This is a genomic window from Vibrio sp. Vb0304 (genome assembly GCF_033338995.1).
GTDB lineage: Bacteria > Pseudomonadota > Gammaproteobacteria > Enterobacterales > Vibrionaceae > Vibrio > Vibrio alginolyticus.
In genome coordinates this window covers 84759-105381 of record NZ_JAWOTT010000004.1, presented here as the reverse complement: position 1 = coordinate 105381, position 20623 = coordinate 84759, and the positions used below count along the sequence as shown (strand labels likewise).

Annotated in this window: 16 protein-coding genes; 9 read left to right on the top strand and 7 right to left on the bottom strand. The window is 44.6% G+C overall.

The annotated features are described in order from the left end of the window. Window positions 1-185: 185 nt before the first annotated feature. The 3 genes from rsmC to hemL form a co-directional block, all read right to left on the bottom strand. Window positions 186-1211, bottom strand: a complete 1026-nt coding sequence (gene rsmC / locus R7P35_RS08500; protein ID WP_017635899.1) for a 16S rRNA (guanine(1207)-N(2))-methyltransferase RsmC — start codon at window positions 1209-1211, stop codon at window positions 186-188. Window positions 1212-1287: 76 nt separating this feature from the next. Then, entirely contained in the window at window positions 1288-2373 is a 1086-nt protein-coding gene (locus R7P35_RS08495; RefSeq protein WP_005386541.1) for an AI-2E family transporter, read from the bottom strand. Window positions 2374-2718: 345 nt separating this feature from the next. Beyond that, a complete protein-coding gene (gene hemL, locus R7P35_RS08490) occupies window positions 2719-4014 on the bottom strand; it encodes a glutamate-1-semialdehyde 2,1-aminomutase (RefSeq protein WP_005380032.1) in 1296 nt (431 codons plus the stop codon). Window positions 4015-4260: 246 nt separating this feature from the next. Here hemL and erpA point away from each other — a divergent pair, with 246 nt between their 5' ends. The 3 genes from erpA to vmeK all read left to right on the top strand — a co-directional run bounded on the left by erpA (window position 4261) and on the right by vmeK (window position 8937). Next, complete coding sequence (gene erpA, locus R7P35_RS08485) at window positions 4261-4602, top strand: iron-sulfur cluster insertion protein ErpA (RefSeq protein ID WP_005380031.1); 342 nt, start codon at window positions 4261-4263, stop codon at window positions 4600-4602. 105 nt (window positions 4603-4707) lie between these two features. After that, on the top strand, window positions 4708-5823 hold the full coding sequence (locus R7P35_RS08480) for an efflux RND transporter periplasmic adaptor subunit (protein ID WP_054574824.1): 1116 nt from the start codon (window positions 4708-4710) through the stop codon (window positions 5821-5823). 9 nt (window positions 5824-5832) lie between these two features. Beyond that, window positions 5833-8937, top strand: coding sequence for a multidrug efflux RND transporter permease subunit VmeK (gene vmeK / locus R7P35_RS08475; RefSeq protein ID WP_318091972.1), 3105 nt, complete (start codon window positions 5833-5835; stop codon window positions 8935-8937). Window positions 8938-9002: 65 nt separating this feature from the next. On the opposite strand, the gene R7P35_RS08470 is transcribed toward vmeK, so the two are convergent. Next, window positions 9003-10295, bottom strand: a complete 1293-nt coding sequence (locus R7P35_RS08470) for a peptidoglycan DD-metalloendopeptidase family protein (protein WP_033905576.1) — start codon at window positions 10293-10295, stop codon at window positions 9003-9005. A gap of 130 nt (window positions 10296-10425) precedes the next feature. Here R7P35_RS08470 and tyrS point away from each other — a divergent pair, with 130 nt between their 5' ends. Next, window positions 10426-11613: a tyrosine--tRNA ligase gene (gene tyrS / locus R7P35_RS08465; protein ID WP_017820416.1), complete on the top strand. Its 1188-nt coding sequence runs from the start codon at window positions 10426-10428 to the stop codon at window positions 11611-11613. A 418-nt stretch (window positions 11614-12031) separates the two neighbouring features. Then, window positions 12032-12877: a magnesium transporter gene (locus R7P35_RS08460; protein WP_005380062.1), complete on the top strand. Its 846-nt coding sequence runs from the start codon at window positions 12032-12034 to the stop codon at window positions 12875-12877. Here the strand turns inward: R7P35_RS08460 and dacB are convergent. Next, window positions 12856-14277 carry a serine-type D-Ala-D-Ala carboxypeptidase gene (gene dacB, locus R7P35_RS08455; protein WP_017820417.1) on the bottom strand — a complete coding sequence of 474 codons (1422 nt, stop codon included), beginning with the start codon at window positions 14275-14277 and terminating at the stop codon, window positions 12856-12858. The two genes, R7P35_RS08460 and dacB, sit on opposite strands and share 22 nt — an antisense overlap. 186 nt (window positions 14278-14463) lie before the next feature. Further along, window positions 14464-15486: a porin gene (locus tag R7P35_RS08450; protein WP_005380064.1), complete on the bottom strand. Its 1023-nt coding sequence runs from the start codon at window positions 15484-15486 to the stop codon at window positions 14464-14466. 545 nt (window positions 15487-16031) lie between these two features. On the opposite strand from R7P35_RS08450, the gene greA reads away from it, so the two are divergent. Further along, window positions 16032-16505, top strand: coding sequence for a transcription elongation factor GreA (gene greA / locus R7P35_RS08445; protein WP_005380065.1), 474 nt, complete (start codon window positions 16032-16034; stop codon window positions 16503-16505). An 84-nt stretch (window positions 16506-16589) separates the two neighbouring features. Here greA and yhbY read toward each other — a convergent pair whose 3' ends face one another. Then, the gene (gene yhbY, locus R7P35_RS08440; RefSeq protein ID WP_005380066.1) at window positions 16590-16886 is read right to left on the bottom strand and encodes a ribosome assembly RNA-binding protein YhbY; all 297 of its coding nucleotides are present in this window, start codon (window positions 16884-16886) and stop codon (window positions 16590-16592) included. Window positions 16887-17024: 138 nt separating this feature from the next. On the opposite strand from yhbY, the gene rlmE reads away from it, so the two are divergent. From rlmE to folP, 3 genes are all read left to right on the top strand, one after another. After that, window positions 17025-17654: a 23S rRNA (uridine(2552)-2'-O)-methyltransferase RlmE gene (gene rlmE / locus R7P35_RS08435; RefSeq protein WP_005388985.1), complete on the top strand. Its 630-nt coding sequence runs from the start codon at window positions 17025-17027 to the stop codon at window positions 17652-17654. Window positions 17655-17762: 108 nt separating this feature from the next. After that, on the top strand, window positions 17763-19736 hold the full coding sequence (ftsH, locus tag R7P35_RS08430; RefSeq protein ID WP_318091969.1) for an ATP-dependent zinc metalloprotease FtsH: 1974 nt from the start codon (window positions 17763-17765) through the stop codon (window positions 19734-19736). Window positions 19737-19788: 52 nt separating this feature from the next. Further along, window positions 19789-20619, top strand: a complete 831-nt coding sequence (gene folP, locus R7P35_RS08425) for a dihydropteroate synthase (protein ID WP_017820419.1) — start codon at window positions 19789-19791, stop codon at window positions 20617-20619. The last annotated feature ends 4 nt before the right edge of the window (window positions 20620-20623 follow it).

The following is a 20623-nucleotide window of genomic DNA, read 5'->3' as shown; positions in this document are numbered from 1 at the left end:
TTCGCTGCCGAGGTTCTCGTTAAAAACGGATAAGATGTTCAACTAGATAGAATTAACAAAATTAACGAGTTTTTTTTCTTTGACAAGAAAGTTAGTTGTAAAGCGTGCAGGGTGACGCAGTTTTTCTTATGAGTGTTGAATTTATGAGAAAAAATCGCGCAGGTTTGTGCCCGCGCGGGGGGAAGTTATGATTTTTTCGCGTAGTAGATAGAAAATTTATTGGTCTTATTTAGCGTCTCGCAATTATTAAACGCCCGCTCGATAATTGGTGGGTATTTTAAGAAGCTATTCGCGACAATCACCATTTCGCCGTCTTTGGTTAAATATTGTGGTGCCTGACCCAACAAGGTTTCCGCTGCGTTGTAATTTGTGTCTAGACCACTGTGGAATGGCGGGTTGCTGATAATAAAGCGGTAGTCTTTTGCGGTATCCGAGTATATATCTGATGCAAATACGCGTCCGGATAAACCATTCGCTTCTAATGTGGCTTGGCTAGAAGTGATCGCATAAGCATTAATGTCACACATCTCAATCGCGATCTCTGGATTCGCTTTCGCCATAAACGCACCGAGCACACCTGCACCACAACCAAAGTCTAGCACTTTGCCCGAAAGCTTAGGTAAGGTTTCAAGCAGCAATCGGCTACCTAAGTCGAATTCGCCATGGCTGAATACGCCAGGTAGGCTCTTAACCGCTAGCGACTGCTCACCGAGCGTAACAGTGTAAGACTTAAACCAATCTGTTTGGTTGAAAGGTTTGGGTTCATTGAGGCAATTACCCCAGTAAAATGAGCAGCGACGAGCAGAGTCGTACTTGTTCACAGGGCCGTATTCTTGGAACATCTTCTCGATGCTCTTGATGCCGGAGCGGTTTTCACCAACGATGACGATTTCGGTGTTAATGCCCAGTTTCGCCATCAACATCGCCAGCAAGTATTCTGCTTCGGCTTTTGCTTTTGGCCAGTATAAAAGGACCATGTCTGCTTTTGTTTCAACATCAAACACAGAGCCAAAATGACTTTTCACTTTGTCAGAGGTTTGAATTTGGCGGTAGTAGCTATAGTTGGAAGTAAACACTTCAACAGACTCACAATGAGCTACTAACTCAAGAGGAAATAGGTCTTCAACTTCACCAGCGACTAAAACGTGTTTTCCGTTGAAGTATTCAAGTTGGCGCTGAGCTATTTGGCTAGGAGCGATATAAGCAGACATAAATTTGGTTCATCAGAAATAATTTGGGGCAGATTTTCGCACAATCTGCCCCAAGCTTGAAGTGATTAAGCGGTGACTAGCTGTTGTCTTGTTGGTTAAGGAAGTCTTTGAATTCTTCCTCGTAGATATTAAACAGTACCATGGTCACGGCAAAAATAAGTGGGCCGTAGATAAGACCAATCAAACCAAACAGATGCAGACCACCCAGTAATGAGAAGAAAATCATAAGGGTATTCATGCCGGCGCTGCCTTGCATTAGCAACGGGCGCAATAGGTTATCTATAGAGCCAACGACAACTACACTCCACACCGTCAAAAAGATAGCCCAAGTCATATCGCCTGTTAAGAACAAGTACGCTGCTGCAGGAATCCAGATTAGCGCGGTTCCTACCACTGGAATGAATGATGCAAAGCCCATCATCGTTCCCCAAAATAGCCCAGGGAAGCCGGCGAGCCACATACCGATGCCGCCAGCCAAACCTTGAGCAATCGCCGTCATGAATGAGCCCATTACGGCTGATTTAGAAACTTGCTCTATCTCTGTCAATATGCGGTCTTCTTGGCTACGTGAGAGTGGCAGGATATGACGAATCGCAGAGATAATTTTGTCGTGGTCACGAAGCAGAAAAAACAGCACAAACAGCATTAGGAAGAAGTTCATTAGGAAGTTGGTTGCGTCTCCTAAAATCTTTGCGCTGATAGCGACTAAGTTAGAGCCAAACGATGTGGCAAATTGACCAATTTTCTCAGCAATGGCTTTGGGCTCGATTTTATCAAAAGGTAAGTACTCATTAACAATCGCTAAGCCTTTGATAACGAAAGGATGTTGGAATATATCTTGGATACCACCATTGGTAACCCAATTATATGTATTTTGTGAGAAAACAGAGCCTTGCTGAACAATGGCGGCAAACACAAATAAAAGCGGGATAACAATAATAAACGTCAAGACGACACATGACAGCAGTGCCGCCATATTGGGGTGCTTGGGAATTTTCTGCTCAAACCATTCGTGTATCGGAAACATGAGCAAAGAAATGATAAAAGCCATCACAATTGAATTGATATATGGCTCAACCAATAAGTAGCAAGCAAAAGCAGCGGCGAGTAAAGCAACCATTAGTACTCGGTGACTCGACGTTATTTTTACATTATTTGGCATGGTATTAGTCCAACTTACAGGTGACGTTTACGGTTTATGCCTTCAATGATGGCGTGTAACCTTTATTACTTTGCACTCTTAACTCTTTCAAGCTTATGACAATGCCGAATTAGAGCAGGGCGATGTACCTTGCTATAATGACTACAAATCAGTCGGTTATCAATCAAGAGATGAGCTATGGGTTGTTGCAACGGTGATAAAAAGTGTCAAACTGAGAAAAAAGCTAAGCGAATACCGTGGTTTGGCATTGTCGTTGGGGTATTAGCGATATTGGTTATTTTGAATTGGCAATAAAAAAGGACCGTTACGGTCCTTTTCTAAATGCGTTATCGCCGTTTTTAGCGATTATTTCGCTTCTTCTGCAAGAACAGCAAAACAGCGGTCAGCCGCTTCTAGTGTGGCATCAATCTCTTTTGAACCATGAGCGAGTGAAGTAAAGCTCGCTTCAAACGCAGATGGCGCAAGGTAGACACCGTGTTTTAGCATTAAGTGGAAGAAACGCTTGAAGCGTTCTACATCGCACTTCGTTACGTCTTCGTAGCAAGTTACTTTTTCCTGGTCAGTGAAGAAGAAGCCGAACATACCGCCCACTTGGTTAACAACTAGCGGAATACCGTGTTTTTCTGCTAGAGACTTAAAGCCTTCAGCAAGTTGTTTCGTTTTAGAAGCTAGGCGCTTTTCGTTGCCTTCTTCTTTTAGAAGGTTCAAACATGCGTAGCCTGCTGCCATTGCGACAGGGTTACCGGAAAGGGTACCAGCTTGGTAAACTGGGCCTGTAGGTGCAACGTATTGCATCACTTCTTTACGGCCACCGAAAGCACCTACTGGCATACCGCCACCAATCACTTTACCCAGTGTCGTTAGGTCGGGTTTGATGTTGTAGTGTGCTTGCGCGCCGCCTAGAGCAACACGGAAGCCTGTCATTACTTCATCAAAAATTAGTAGCGCGCCTTCTTGATCACAGATTTCACGTAGCCCTTCGTGGAAGCCTTCCACTGGTGGAATACAGTTCATGTTGCCTGCTACTGGCTCAACGATGATACAAGCAATTTCGCCTTTGTTAGCAGCAAATAGCTCGCGTACAGAATCTAGGTCGTTGAATGTTGCTGTTAGCGTGTGCTTAGCAAAATCTGCAGGAACGCCAGGAGAGCTTGGTTGGCCTAGAGTTAGTGCTCCAGAACCTGCTTTTACTAGCAAGCTGTCAGCGTGGCCGTGGTAACAACCTTCAAATTTCATGATCTTGTCGCGACCGGTGAAGCCACGTGCAAGGCGAATCGCGCTCATAGTAGCTTCAGTACCAGAACTTACCATGCGGATTTGCTCCATTGATGGAACAAGCTCAGAAACTAATTCTGCCATCGCGATTTCAAGCTCTGTTGGCGCACCGAAGCTAAGACCGCGTTGCGCTGCATCAATTACTGCTTCGCGGATAACCGCGTGGTTGTGGCCAAGAATCATTGGACCCCAAGAGCCAACGTAATCAATATACGCTTTACCATCGGCATCAAAAATCAGTGGACCGTCTGCTCGTTCGATAAATAGCGGAGAGCCGCCAACGCCGTTGAATGCACGAACTGGTGAATTGACACCGCCAGGGATGGTTTGCTGAGCTTTTTGATACAGCTCTGATGATTTGGTCATGGGGTTATCCTCTTTTGATTGCTCGGACCAAGTGGAGCGCATTGTACCTAGCTATAATCAAGTTAGAAACGTTTTGCTTAATTTATGTGTTGTTTCGCAGTGTAATCTTATATATCCGCATCTGTTATAAAGAATCGGCGGCGAATACTTGAACGAGTTTGTCAGGTATTGGATAATCGTCTCAATTAGCACAAATTTGACGTCTTGCTTCAGGCTTGACGCATTACACGAGTGAGAGAGGTCTTCGTGAGCGAAGTAAACGTACCATTATCTTTTTCTGACGCAGCAGCATCTCGCGTTAAAGCATTGATTGCTGAAGAAGAAAACCCAGCATTGAAACTGCGCGTATACATTACTGGCGGCGGCTGCAGCGGCTTCCAATACGGCTTTACTTTTGATGAAAATGTAAACGAAGGCGATACGACAATCGTAAACAGTGGTGTAACACTGGTTGTAGACCCTATGAGTCTGCAATATCTCGTTGGCGGTATTGTTGACTACACAGAAGGGTTGGAAGGAGCGCGCTTCTTCGTAAATAATCCAAATGCAACGACAACATGTGGTTGTGGTGCATCGTTCAGTGTGTAATTAACACCTAACAGGCAGCTAATGGCTGCCTGTGCTTTATGTAGAAGGATGTCACGTAAAGCGCACGCTCGCAGATATGCAGAGAAATAATAAAAAGGACTTTATATGTCTGGACTTTCTTTTGGACGCCGAATTGTCGAGCGCCCTTGGCTAGTATCTCTTATCCTCGTCTTACTTCTTGTTGCATGGCTAACCATCGGCCAACTCAAAGCACAGGATGATCATCCTAACTCTTCAACATCCACGAACACAACACCACTTGCAAAGGTGATGTTTGATACTTTTCTTGCCGAACCTACCAGTAAAACCATTGAATTGTATGGACGAACAGCGCCCAATCGTCAAGCGCGTCTTGGCGCCGAAGTTGCCGGTAAAATAGTCAGTCTTAACATAAAGAAAGGCCAAGCGGTCAAACAGGGACAAGTGATCGCAAACATCGATAAGCGCGACCTTGGCATTCAACTTAAACGGGCCCAGGCGATGCTGTTGGTTAAAGAGAAAGAGTTTAATGCAGCTAAATCGCTAAAAAGTCGTGGACTGCAAGGTGAGGTTGCATTTGCGACAGCGCAAGCAGCGTTGGTAGATGCACGTGCGAATTTGAGTAACGTGCAAACGGCTTTAAGAAATACTGAGGTTAAAGCGCCATTTGATGGCATCGTAGATCACCACTTTGTTGAGTTAGGTGATTTTGTCGGGATTGGCGATCCTATTGCGACGGTCATTGATTTGGATACTTTAGTGATTGAAGCCGATGTCAGTGAACGGCATATACAATACCTTAAGGAAGGCCTAGAAGCCGACGTAAGAACCATTAACCAACAGCATCATCAAGGTCGTGTGCGCTACATTGGACGTGTTTCTTCTGCTTCTACTAATACATTTCCAATTGAAATCGAAATTGATAATCAAGACGCAAGAATTCCTGCCGGTATGAGCGCAGAAGTACAGCTGCCTTTGAGTGAAGTGTTGGCAGTAAAGATTACGGCTGCCATGTTAGCACTAGATGAAGAAGGTAACTTAGGTGTCAAGACACTGCGTAATGAGTATGTTGAGTTTGTTCCAATTCAACTCGTTAAGGCCGAGGATGATGGTGTGTGGCTCTCTGGGTTAGGAGAGCGTGCAGACATTATCGTGCTGGGACAAGGTTTTGTGCGAGATGGTGATCAAGTACTGGCCAATAAAGTTGATGACGTAGTTATTGAAGCGGCTAATGAGCAGTAAGGAGCACCTATGTACACTCTGATTGATGCTGCGTTATCTCGCGCTCGCACTATGCTGACATTGTTGGTGATGATATTAATTGCTGGTGTCATTACTTACGTCACAATCCCCAAGGAATCGAGCCCTGATATTACCATTCCGATCATTTATGTTTCTGTTGGACATCAAGGCATTTCTCCTGTCGATGCCGAACGTTTATTAGTTCGGCCAATAGAGCAAGAGCTGCGTTCAATTGAAGGCGTAAAAGAGATGACCTCTGTGGCATCAGAAGGTCATGCTTCGGTGACGCTGGAATTTAGTGTCGGAGTGGATCTTGATAAAGCGATGACAGATGTGCGTGATGCGGTTGATCTTGCAAAGCCAAAATTACCAGAGGACAGTGATGAGCCAACGGTAAATGAAGTCACGTTTGCATCTGAAGAGCCTGTTTTAACTGTTGTTCTATATGGCACCGTACCAGAGCGGACCATTGTACAGATTGCCAGAACGCTACGTGATCGTTTGGAGAGTTTCCGTCAGGTTCTTGAAGTTGAAATCGCAGGGGATCGCGAAGACATCGTGGAGATAGTTGTCGATCCGCTATTGATGGAAAGCTACGGTCTCGATCAAGCGGATATCTATAATTTAATTGCCTTGAATAACCGAGTTGTGGCTGCGGGGTTTGTCGATACTGGGTATGGACGCTTTTCGGTAAAAGTCCCATCGGTTTTTGATTCACTGAAAGATGTGCTTGAACTACCGATCAAGGTGAATGGCAAAGAGGTGATCACTTTTGGCGATGTGGCGACAGTACGGCGTGCATTTCGCGATCCTGAAAGTTTTGCTCGTTTAGATGGCGAATCTGCCATCGTTTTGGACGTAAAAAAACGGGCAGGGGAAAACATCATTGAAACGGTTGAGCTGGTAAAAGAAATACTGGCTCAGGGACAGAAGCGCGCCGAGTGGCCCGACAATTTGCAAGTTAAATACACTTGGGATCAATCCGACGATGTCAAATTGATGCTCAGTGATCTACAAAACAATATCTTATCCGCAATTATCCTCGTAGTTATCGTCATTATTGCCATATTGGGGGTTAGGACCGCGCTTCTCGTGGGGATTTCTATTCCAGGATCGTTCTTGACTGGGTTGTTGGTGTTATCGGTATTTGGGCTGACGGTCAATATCGTCGTACTGTTTGCTTTAATTATGGCAGTAGGCATGTTGGTGGATGGTGCCATTGTGGTGACAGAGTTTGCAGATCGGCGCATGCAAGAAGGAACGCCACGTAAAGAAGCCTATCGAGATGCCGCAAAGCGAATGGCCTGGCCTATTACCGCATCCACAGCAACCACATTGGCTGCGTTTGCTCCGTTACTTTTCTGGCCAGACATCACTGGTGAGTTCATGAAGTACTTACCACTTACTTTAATTGCTACTTTGGCCGCTTCTCTGATGATGGCTTTATTGTTCGTTCCTGTCATCGGTGGGATCATTGGCAAGCCTCAAGTAGTCAATCAGAAAGCTCAGCGAGAAATGGTTGAGCTGCATAACGGCAACTTTGAAAAAGCGACAGGCATTACCAAGCTTTATTACCAGACTCTGTCGGTAGCGATTCGTCATCCATGGAAAGTCTTACTCAGCGCGATACTGCTAGCGGCAGGTGTCGGCTTCACTTACAACAAAGCTGGCTTGGGTGCAGAGTTTTTCCCTGAAGTGGACCCTGCCTTTTTTACCGTTAAAGTTCGTTCTTATGGTGACTTGTCAATTCACGAAAAAGATGTTGTTATGCGCGAAATCGAGAAGGTGATGCTCGGTCATGACGAGTTTGAAAGTGTCTACACGCGCACAGGATCGAGCGATAATGGGGACGAGATTGGCCAGATTCAAATAACGCCTGTGGATTGGCAGTATCGACGCAAAGTGAAAACCATTATTGAGGAACTAAAAGAGACGACAGACCGCTTTTATGGTGTTGAACTTGAGTATAAATTCCCGGACGCAGGACCGCCTGTCGAGCATGATCTCGTGATTGAAGTGTCATCACGAAATTTGAGTGTTAGTGCGTTAGATGAAGCAGCCAAAAAAGTACGACATTGGGCTGATGGTAATCCTGCACTGACCAACTTGAGTGATACCACTAATAAGGAAGGGATTGATTGGCAAATTGATATCCAGCGAGATGACGCCTCTCGCTTTGCAGCGGATGCTACTTTAGTCGGGAATACCGTCCAGTTTGTTACGAACGGCTTGAAAATAGGCGATTATTTGCCCGATGATGTGGATGAAGAAGTCGATATTTTGGTGCGCTATCCGCAAGATAAGCGCGACATAGGTCGATTTGATCAACTGAGAGTGAAAACGGCAGCTGGTCTGGTACCGATTACGAATTTTGCTCAAATCAAACCAGATCATAAGCAAGACACTATTCGTCGGGTCGACGGTCATCGAGTTATCAATATTAAAGCGGATATGGTGGAAGGTTACAATTTGGCGCTTGAGTTACCTAAGATTGCCGCTGGAATGGAACAGCTCGACTTACCGGAAGGCATTGAATATAAGATTCGGGGTCAAAATGAAGAGCAGGAAAACTCATCAGCATTCTTGCAAAATGCTTTTATTGTCGCGCTTGGTGTGATGGCTTTGATTTTAATTACGCAGTTTAATAGCTTTTATCAAGCTTTCTTAATCCTTAGTGCAGTGCTGTTTTCTACCGTTGGTGTCTTCGCCGGGTTACTTATTTTCCAAAAGCCATTTGGCATCATTATGTCGGGAATTGGAGTGATTGCGTTGGCTGGTATCGTGGTAAACAACAACATTGTTTTAATCGATACTTATAATCAGATGCGTAAACGTGGCTTAGAAAAATCTGAGGCTATTTTGCGTACGGGTGTGCAGCGTTTAAGACCCGTTTTACTTACGACGGTGACCACCATATTAGGCTTATTGCCAATGGTGTTAGAAATGAACATCGACTTAGTTAATCAGAAAGTGGAGTTTGGCGCACCAAGCACTCAATGGTGGTCTCAGCTTGCGACCGCTGTCGCGGGTGGTTTGGCGTTTGCGACTTTGCTAACGTTAGTTCTGACACCGTGTTTGCTTATGCTCGGGAGAGAGCATCACTCCGAACAGTAAGCTTTATCGTGATGATATCGACAAAACAAAAAGGGCAGCGAAGCTGCCCTTTTCAATACCTTGCCTTACTTCATTGCTAGCAGTTTGCTGTAGCGTTCAAGCTTGTCCATGCTAACTTTCGCGTTTGCCATGAAAGTTTGTCTCGCTTTTCCTGTCAGGGATTTAGATTGTGGCAAATTCACCGTGCGCGGGTTTTTATGGACACCATTCACAAGGAACTCATAGTGCAGGTGAGGGCCAGTTACACGGCCAGTTCCGCCAAGCGTACCGATGGTTTGGCCTTGCTTAACGCGTTGACCAGCTCGTACAGTACGTTTGGTTAAGTGCAGGTACTTGGTAATGTAAGTATTACTATGTTTAATGAAAACGTAGTTACCATTAAATTTGTTGTAAGACGATTTTTGAACGACACCATCACCAGCCGCCCAAATCGGGGTGCCCACTGGTGCTGCATAGTCCGTGCCTCTATGAGGACGAACGCGTCCCGTCACTGGATGTAAGCGGCGTGGGTTGAAGTTAGACGAAACTCGACGGAAATCCAACGGCGCGCGTAAGAATGCTTTTTTCATTGCACGCCCATTTTCGTCGTAATACTTGCCACTTTTCTGATCCAATATTGCGGTAAAGGTATCGCCTTGGTTTTTAAAGATCGCAGCAATGATTTTTCCACGGCCGATTACTTCTCCTTCTACCACTTCCTCTTGGTAAAGTACTCGGAAGCTATCGTTTTTACGAATATCTAAAGCAAAGTCGATGTCCCAACCAAATATGCCAGCCAGTTCCATGATTTGGTTACCATTTAATCCAGAAGATATTCCTGCATTCCAAAAGTTTGATTTGATGGTGGCTTCTGCGTAGTTGTACTGGAAGTCGACTTCTTTCTTATCAACTTCAGAAACGTACTTGCCGTCTTTTAATGTGATACGAAAAGTCTCGAACGCGCTTAGTGTCCTTCTTAGCTGCACCAAGTCGTTATTTTCGTCAAAGCCAAATTGCAATCGGTCACCAGGTCGAAGCCGAGTTAACTGTTTTTCTACTTCTTTGTCTGATGACACCAGTTCATGTAATAGACGAGCAGAAAGCCCTACGCGACTAAATAAGATGGCAGCACTCTCGCCATTTTTTACCTTGTATGTCTCCCAGCGCAGCACGGCGGGAACCGCAGGCGATGAACTATTTAGTGCACTGAGTTCGAGGGAAACTGGCACAGGATAATGTTGACCAACTTTTAATCGGCTCTGCTGCGGGTCTAGGTCTTGCGGATCAGGTAAAAAGAAGAGCGCGAAGATAATCAGCGCACTAAAAAAACCGATCAATACTTTGTGCAAGAGTGGAAGTCGGACAAAAATCGAATGCATGAGGTACTTGATTGCTAAATTAAACGGAAAAAGTGACAACTACCTAGTCTAACGTGTTTCAAAATGCATCGCTATTCAAGTAATATGTTCAGCTATTATATTTTTGCCAAATCTGTGGGAGTGAACAAGAATGGCGAGCATTGAAGCTGCACTAGCCGAGATTAAGCGCGGTGTTGAAGAGCTGATTCCAGAAGAAGAGCTAATCGCAAAACTAAAAGAAGACCGTCCTCTACGTATTAAATTGGGCGCTGATCCAACAGCACCTGACATTCACCTAGGCCATACGGTTATTTTCAATAAGCTTCGCTTGTTCCAAGAACTAGGTCATGAAGTGACGTTCCTAATCGGTGACTTCACTGCAATGGTTGGTGACCCAACAGGTAAAAACACAACTCGTCCACCGCTAAGTCGCGAAGACGTATTGCGTAACGCTGAAACGTACAAAGAGCAAGTGTTCAAAATTCTCGATCCTGCAAAGACTAAAATTCAGTTTAACTCTGAGTGGCTGTCTGAACTGGGCGCAGAAGGTATGATTCGCCTTGCGGCAAACCAAACCGTTGCTCGTATGCTAGAGCGTGACGACTTTAAAAAGCGTTACGCGGGTGGTCAGCCAATTGCTATTCATGAGTTCATGTACCCACTTCTACAAGGCTGGGACTCAGTAGCAATGGAAACGGATGTTGAATTAGGTGGTACAGACCAGAAGTTCAACCTTCTAATGGGTCGTGAGCTGCAAAAGTCTCACGGTCAAAAACCTCAGGTTGTACTGATGATGCCGCTTCTAGTGGGCCTTGATGGCGAGAAGAAGATGTCTAAGTCAGCAAACAACTACATCGGTATCAGCGAAGCGCCAAGCGAAATGTTTGGTAAAATCATGTCTATTTCTGATGACCTAATGTGGAGCTACTACGAGCTGCTCTCTTTCCGTCCTCTGGAAGAGATTGCTCAATTCAAAGCTGATGTAGAAGCGGGCAAAAACCCTCGTGACATCAAAGTATTGCTAGCAAAAGAAATTATTGCTCGTTTCCACAGTGAAGCCGATGCCGATGCAGCAGAGCAAGAATTCGTAAACCGTTTTGCGAAGAACCAAATTCCTGATGAAATGCCAGAGTTTGACTTTGACGCAGGTCGCCCAGTGAGTAATCTGTTGAAAGAAGCAGGCTTATGTCCATCATCGTCAGATGCGATGCGCATGGTTAAGCAGGGCGCTGTGAAGATTGATGGTGAAAAAATTGCGGACAGCAAATTTGCTCCAGAAGCGGGTACTTACGTGTTCCAAGTAGGTAAACGTAAATTTGCTCGTATTACTATTCAGTAATCCATAATGACTGCAAATGAAAGCGTCCGAAGGGCGCTTTTTTTGTATGAAAATTTAGCAAAAACGGCAAAGTAAAACTTCCATACCTGATGAACTTTGCTACTATACTTGCGCTGCCAATAATGGCAGCGCTATCGGAGATTTACATGAACAATACCGACCATCCTCCCAGTCGTTGGGTGAGTAAGATTAAGGGAGCGAAATAACCCGCTTCGGTATTGGCGATCTCCGCCTTACCTAAGTGGTGAGGCATCTTTTCTAATTTTTTTCTCGTTATTTCCTTCATACATTCTGAATAGACAGTGCATTCGCATTGGTTTTCTCTGTGCATCTTATTTGTTGTCTGACTTTTAGCGTGCAAGAGTGGCTTTTCATGCTTTGTCGATGGTCGTTACCAATGCCAATCGGGAGATTCGCCATGACGGTAATGAACAACACTTTTATTGAAACAACACCAAACTTTTCTGAAGTAGAAATTGGTGCAGCTCGCAATGCATTCTTGCAGTACGAGCAAGAGCAACAAGTCCATTTGCTTACGGTTATGCCGATTGATGAGGCTGTAGGTATTTTACAGCATTGCTCTGTCGGCTATGTGAATAGTCTTATTGCTCAACTTGAGCAAGCAGGCCATGACAAACGCGCACGTCATTATGCTCACCAATTAGGTCTGCATATGTCTGAAGTTGATACACCTGATGGTTATTTATCGACTAGTGTTTTGGGGCACGTGAAGCAGCGTATTGGGTGGATCATTGCACTGGCTCTTTTAGGGATAGTGTCAGGCTTGATCATTGCTCAGTATGAGGACACCCTTAGTCAGCTTGTTTTACTTGCAGTGTACATGCCAGTGATTGCAGCTGCTGGTGGTAACACAGGAACACAAGCAGCAACTTTAGTGATTCGTGCTCTTGCTACTGGAGAGTTAAAAAAACGCCAATGGTTAGAAGTTTTGTGGAAAGAGAGCCGAGTCGCTCTATTTATTGCGCTAGCGATCGCTATCGTGATGATTGGACGCATTATGTTATTTAGTGCAGGACAATCAACAGGAGGCTTTGAACTGACCGATATCGCACTGGCAATAGCAGTTGCGCTGTTCATTCAAGTCACCATTTCTACAACATTGGGCGGGCTGTTGCCAATTATTGCACGAGCTTGCAAGTTGGACCCAGCCGTATTGGTGAGTCCAGTTCTTGCGTCTATCGTCGATATTTCAGGAATGTGGATTTACTTTAACGTGGTGAACTATTTCTTAGGTATTGCCTGACTAAAGTTCACAATGTCATTGTAAAAAAGCTGCTCAAAATGTGTAATCGGGGCGATGACAGGTGTGTTGTCGTCCCGTTTTTCTGGGAAGTAGTCTGAAACAAACTGAACAAAAATGGTGTTAGGTTGACCATTTTTATCCAAGCCATATCCAGCCATATTGTAAGTACCGTAGATAGAGCCACTTTTCGCTATCAGCTGTCCTTTAATTGGAAGTTTTCGCATACTTTGTCGGTACTTTAATGTGCCGGATTCACCTGATTTCGGCATGATGGCAATCAATTTGAGTTCGTTTTCATGCTTCCAAATATAGCGCAGCATTTCAGCCATCTTGGTCGCGGAGATCCGGTTATTTCGCGAAAGTCCTGAGCCGTCTTCTAGGCGCGCATTACGAATATCAATACCAGTGTTGGCGAAAATGATCTGCTTGATCGCTTCTGTACCGTTAGTAAAACTGCCTGGCTGAACGAAAAATTTAGCACCAAGTGTTTTGGTTAATGTGTCGGCAATCAAGTTGTCAGAGTTTTTGAGCATATCTTCAAGAATGTCTGGTAAGGCCTTTGATTGATGCATTGCGATGAGCTTTCGCTGCTTTTCTGGCGCCGTACCGACCCTAATCTTTCCTGATACCCCAATGTTGAGCTCCTTGAGCAAAGTCGCCAACCTTTGACTGGTGTAACGCTCAGGGTCTTGAACCGCAAATTTCAGTGGCAATGGTTTGTCTCTTTCAACCAAGCACCCTGTTAGCTTGTAGTTGTTATCGGGATTTGCAACTAAACCTAAGTCACAATGACGACTTTTCTTAATGGTTTTAGAAACTGTTTCTACGGTACTTGTGACACGAATAGGTTGATGCTCTGGTACGTAGACCCGCGTTCCACCATCTTTTTGTGTATAGATAGAGGCTTGTACACAGTTGTTATTGAGTGTGATGGTCGATGCCGGAGCGCTGTAGCAAACTCCCAAGATATCCCATGGCCAGCCCACCGCACGGTTATAACCAGTGAATGCGCTGTTATCGAGCCATAGGTCACCGTTAATCCGTTTTAAGCCATTTTTCTTAGCTAGAGTGAGGAGTGATTTTAAGTCGTTGGTTTGGAGTGTTGGGTCGCCGACAAAGTAAATCACTGCATCTGAGTTCGACGTTTCCAGCTTGGTTCGAAACCGGAAATTATCACCCAGTTCTAGCTTTGCGGCTAATGCGGTGACGATTTTTAATGTACTCGCTGGTGGGAACAGTTGTTCGGTAGGATGAACACCGTCAAGCTCAGCATTTTCACTGAGTTTTTCCGCAACTAAACTGATGCGGGCGCCTTCAGGCAGCACTTCTTGATGAGGGTACGCTTGTGAAAAAGCAGAAAGTAATGAAGAGAATATGAGCAAGGGCCAACGTAAACGCATAATGATACTTTCTAAGGTGAGTTATGTGATTGAGTATACGCAAGTCCTTTCAATATGCTAGGTAACTAAAGAAATGCTTCAAATGTCTTCATGAATGAGACACGAGAGAAAGGCGCGCTGCTTAAAATTAAGTATAAAAAATGCCCGCTTAAAGCGGGCATTCGATATTCTAGTCAAAGACCGGAATTAGAAGTCGTAACGTAGACCTAGAGCTAGCTCGTCTTCAGCATCGATCTTAGTTGCAACTGTTTTGCTCGTGTCAGTTGAACCAAACTTGTCACCTGCATCAATCAGGTTGAAGTTGTAAGAAATGTAACCACGGAAGTTAGGCTTGAAGTAGTAAGAAGCATCAACAGCGAAGTTGTTTGCAGAAGTTTCGTTGTTAGTTTCTGCATTGTTGTATGATGTTGTAAATACTGTTTGGCCTAGAGTGTAAGCACCCGCTAGCTCGTAACCAGTGTAATCAACTGTGTTACTGTTGTTTGAATCTTCCATTTTCTCGCCGTCAGTGAATACACCAGCGAAGTAAAGATCAGACATTGTGTAAGATGCAGCTAGCATGTACTCGTTAGCTTTGTCTTGATCTGCGTAACCAGCACCTAGCTCAAGACCAGTGTCAGCTAGAGCGTAGATTGCAGATAGAGAGTAACCGTCTTGTTTGTTGTCGTAGTACTCACCAGTGTTTTTGTTTTCCATACGATCAGCGAAGCGGTAGCTTGCTTTTACGCTTAGGTTTTCAAACTGGCCTTTGTAAGCCATCATGTTGTCTGTACGGTCTGATACAGCTAGTTTGTCTGCTGCAGAGTTACCGTGGTAAGCCATGATATCTGTGAAGTCAGTGATAACGCCTAGTGCACCTTCAGTTTTACCGTATGCGAACTCACCGTAAGCACCGCCAAGACCAGCGTAAGCAAGACGAGTTTCTAGATCGCTCTTGTCGTCGCCGTCTACAGTACCGTTTTGAGCAGTCTCAAATTCACCTTCCCAGAAACCAACACCGTATAGGTTGTCATTGATTTCTTGTTTACCAAGGAAGTTTAGACGGATGCGAGATTTGTCTTGAGCGTCGCCATCTTTCATAGATAGACGTGCTTCAGCACGGCCGCCCATTTCTAGAGAAGTACCGTCTTGGTTGTAAAGTTCAGCTGCGTTTACGCCAGTTGCCATAGCTGCTGCAGATACAGAAAGAGCAATTAGAGTCTTTTTCATCTTATTTGTCCTAGTTAGCTGTCCATAATCATTGTTGTATGGGGGAGAGGTGATCTCTCACAAGTTGTTGGTCCAAAATTGGCTAATTGAGCGATATAGTTCGCACTTGTAAGCCATTGATCTAACAACTCGCTGGACATGTTTTACTGCTAAAGTTTCCGTATGAGTTAGTAAAATGATATAAATCCCACTGATGAACACTGTTCAATTGTGCGTTGTTTTTATTTAAATTACTGTTTTTGATTGAAATTATTGGCAATGACATTGGCCTGACATTGATTAGTTTTTATCTTTTTTGAGGTTTTTGGTGTAATGAACAGTGTTGTTTTTCAATAAATTGAGAAGGTGATTCGCCCTAGAACCGCTCTAAAAGTGAGTTATATCATTATGCCGAAAAGGCATAGTCTTGCTGTCTTTCGAATTAAGATGATTTCGTCCGGGAGTTTGTTTACACTAAACGAAATACATCTTTAAGCGCACTACCCAGTCCTATGACAGGGTGGGCTTTTTTTGTCCAAAGACCCATTTGGGCTTGAGGTTATAAAATGGAAAAAGTTCCAATGACACTACGTGGCGAGCAAAAGCTACGTGCAGAACTCGATCGTCTACTTAAACTACGTCCTCAGATCTCAGAGGCAATTGCTGAAGCTCGTGAGCTAGGTGATTTAAAAGAGAATGCTGAATATCACGCCGCTCGTGAAGAGCAGGGCATTTGTGAAGCACAAATCCGTGACATTGAATACAAACTGTCAGTTGCTCAAGTTATTGATGTAACGAAGATGGAGAACACGGGTAAAGTTATTTTTGGTTCAACCGTAACCTTGATTGATATCGACACCGAAGAAGAAAAAACGTACCAAATCGTTGGTGATGACGAAGCCGATATCAAAGCAGGTCGCATTTCAGTGAGCTCACCTATTGCTCGTGGCCTGATTGGTAAGATGGAAGGCGATGAAGTTGCTATTCAAACTCCAGGTGGCGCGAAAGACTTCGAAATTGACCGAGTAGAATATATCTAAGTCGTTTGGAGTAGCATTACTACTCTGATAAAACGCAAAAAGGTCGCCTCAGGCGACCTTTTTTCTTCAGCAACGTAAGTAGAGTTACTTACGAGGGATTTCGATTTTACGCTCTTCAGACTGGCGATATAGCACAAGCACTTTACCAATAGTCTGAACTTTTTCAGCGCCCGTCTCACGTACGATAGCGTCGATGATTAGCTGTTTTGTTTCACGATCTTCCGAAGCAACTTTTACTTTGATAAGTTCGTGATGGTTAAGAGCGATTTCAATTTCTGCTAGCACGGCTTCTGTAAGTCCATTTGCGCCCATTAGCACAACAGGTTTTAAACTGTGAGCTAGGCCTTTAAGGTGCTGCTTTTGTTTGGTGCTTAGGTTCATTACGCGGCCAATTTTCTTTAAAATAAGGGTTGAAAAAAGCTATTTTAACGCCATCTATTGCTGAAGACTATAATTTATTGAGTAATAGGTAGCGCCTATTAAAACAATAGCTCCAATTTGTGCCTTGTTGGGATTAAAATGAGTAAACAAAAACATTCGGCTAGTTCTGGTCGTTGGTTGAAAGAACACTTTGATGATAAATACGCGAATGAAGCCCGAAAAAAAGGCTACCGCTCACGTGCTTATTTCAAGATCGATGAGATTCAAACGAAAGATAAATTGTTAAAGCCTGGAATGACAGTCGTCGACTTGGGGGCTGCGCCGGGCGGATGGTCTCAATATGCTGCTAAGATAGTAGGGGACAGTGGTCAGATCATCGCGTGTGACTTGCTTCCTATGGACCCGATTGCTGGCGTTAGCTTTTTACAAGGCGACTTTCGTGATGATGCGGTATTGGAAGCTTTGCTAGAAAGGATCCAACCTTCCATGGTAGACGTAGTAATGTCTGATATGGCGCCTAACATCGCGGGAAACAATTCTGTTGATCAACCTCGCGCTATGTATTTAGTTGAATTAGCTTTAGATATGTGTCGACAAGTTCTAGCGCCTAATGGTAGCTTTGTCGTAAAGGTTTTCCAAGGGGAAGGCTTCGATCAGTATGTGAAAGAAGTCCGAGACATGTTTAAAGCCGTAAAAATTAGAAAACCAGACTCATCGCGAGCTCGCTCTCGAGAGGTCTTCGTCGTAGCCACTGGTTACAAAGGTTAACCATTTTGCTCTCTTGAGAGCGTGTTAACACTATAGCTACAGTTAATGAACTGTAGTACCCTACCTTTAATTACAATTAGTTATCGAGAGGCTTACACCTTGAGTGACATGGCAAAAAATTTAATTCTGTGGCTTGTTATCGCCGTCGTATTGATGTCGGTATTCCAGAGCTTTGGCCCTGGAGAAAGCAATGGCAGAACCGTGGATTACACCACGTTTGTACAGGAAGTTGGCCAAGGCCAGATTCAAGAAGCAACTTTTAAAGACGGTGAAATTAGCTTTGTTCGTCGTGGCGGCGGTGCCAAAATGGTCACTTACATGCCAGTGTATGACCAAAAGCTTCTAGATGACCTAATTAACCAAAACGTGAAAGTACAAGGCACGCCTCCAGAAGAGCAAAGCTTGCTGGGTACTATCTTCATCTCTTGGTTCCCAATGATCTTACTAATTGGTGTATGGATTTTCTTCATGCGTCAAATGCAAGGCGGCGGTGGTAAAGGCGCCATGTCTTTTGGTAAGAGCAAAGCTCGAATGATGAGCGAAGAACAAATCAAGACAACTTTTGCTGACGTTGCAGGTTGTGACGAAGCAAAAGAAGACGTGAAAGAGCTGGTGGACTACCTACGCGATCCAAGCCGCTTCCAAAAGCTGGGCGGTAAGATTCCAACGGGTGTTCTAATGGTTGGTCCTCCTGGTACGGGTAAAACGCTTCTAGCGAAAGCCATTGCCGGTGAGGCGAAAGTACCATTCTTTACTATCTCTGGTTCTGATTTCGTAGAAATGTTCGTTGGTGTTGGTGCATCTCGTGTGCGTGACATGTTTGAACAAGCAAAGAAAGCTGCACCTTGTATCATCTTTATCGATGAGATCGATGCGGTAGGTCGTCAACGTGGCGCAGGTGTTGGTGGTGGTCATGATGAACGTGAACAAACACTAAACCAAATGCTCGTTGAGATGGATGGTTTCGAAGGTAACGAAGGTATTATCGTTATAGCTGCGACTAACCGTCCGGATGTGCTGGACCCTGCGTTACTGCGTCCTGGTCGTTTTGACCGCCAAGTAGTAGTTGGTCTTCCAGATGTACGTGGCCGTGAACAGATCCTAAAAGTTCACATGCGTAAGGTCCCTCTAGCGGGTGATGTAGAGCCTTCTCTCATCGCACGTGGTACACCAGGCTTCTCTGGTGCTGACCTAGCAAACTTAGTTAACGAAGCAGCCTTGTTTGCTGCGCGAGGTAACAAGCGCAACGTTTCTATGGTTGAGTTTGAACTGGCGAAAGACAAAATCATGATGGGTGCTGAGCGCCGTTCAATGGTGATGTCTGAGGAAGTGAAAGAGTCAACCGCATACCACGAAGCGGGTCACGCGATTGTTGGTCGCTTGGTTCCTGAACACGATCCAGTGTACAAAGTGTCTATCATTCCACGTGGTCGTGCGTTGGGTGTAACAATGTACCTTCCAGAGCAGGACCGCGTGAGTATGTCTCGCCAACACCTAGAATCAATGATTTCTAGCTTGTACGGTGGTCGTTTAGCAGAAGAACTTATCTACGGTGCTGACAAAGTATCAACCGGTGCTTCTAATGATATCGAGCGCGCAACAGATATTGCTCGTAAGATGGTTACTCAATGGGGTTTCTCTGAAAAGCTTGGCCCTCTGCTGTATGCAGAAGATGAAGGCGAAGTGTTCTTAGGACGTAGTGTAACTCAGACTAAACATGTGTCTGACGATACAGCGAAGTTGATTGATGACGAAGTTCGTCAGATCATTGACCGCAACTACGATCGTGCGAAGAAGATTCTTCAAGAGAACATGGATATCATGCATGCGATGAAAGATGCGCTGATGAAGTATGAAACCATTGATGCTCGCCAGATTGATGACTTAATGGAGCGCAAAGCTGAAATTCGTGAGCCTGCGGGCTGGAGTGATAACTCAGCAAGCAAACCAGAAGACAGCGACAAGCCTCAAGCAAAGCAAGAAGTTAAAGAAGAAGCAACGGAGACTGCGAAAGATGCAGAACAGCCTAGCTCTTCTGAAACAATTTCTAACGAAGCGCCTGAAAAGAAAGACTCTGAATAAAGAGTATCGATAATATTAAACCCCGAGTTATCTCGGGGTTTTTGTGTTTATGATGATGATTACAGCAAATAACAAATCTTTGGACCTTTCGCGTCCACATGTCATGGCCATTCTAAATGTGACACCGGATTCCTTTTCGGATGGCGGTAAATACAACTCAATTGAACTTGCTCTTGCTCAAGTTGATAAAATGATAAAGGCTGGTGTAAGTATTGTTGATGTTGGTGGTGAATCAACAAGACCTGGTGCACCGGATGTGTCTTTGGAAGAAGAGCTTAGGCGTGTTGTCCCAGTAATCAAAGCCATTCGTGAAAAATATGATGTATGGATTTCCGTTGACACCAGTAAAGCAGAAGTGATGCGTCAAGCAATTGATGCTGGGGCTGATTTGATCAATGACATCCGCTCGCTGCAAGAGCCAGGTGCTCTGGAAGTCGCAGCAGAAGCAAACCTTCCAATTTGTCTGATGCATATGAAAGGTCAGCCTAGGACCATGCAAGTTGACCCTCATTATGATGATTTAATGGGGGACGTGTCGGCTTTTCTAGAAGAACGTATCGCGGCGTGTGAAGCAGCAGGGATTGATAAATCTCAACTGATTCTCGATCCTGGGTTTGGCTTTGGCAAAACAATCGAGCACAATTATCATATGCTTGCTCATCTTGAAAAGTTTCATGAATTCGGCCTGCCTATTTTGGCTGGCATGTCTCGTAAATCCATGATCTTCAAACTGTTAGACAAGCCAGCGGCAGAGTGTACGAACGCAAGTGTCGTTTGTGCTACGATTGCCGCGATGAAAGGCGCGCAGATCATTCGCGTGCATGACTTTGAAGAGACAATCGAAGCGATGAAAGTTGTTGAGATGACGAAAAACAATATTTAAAAAT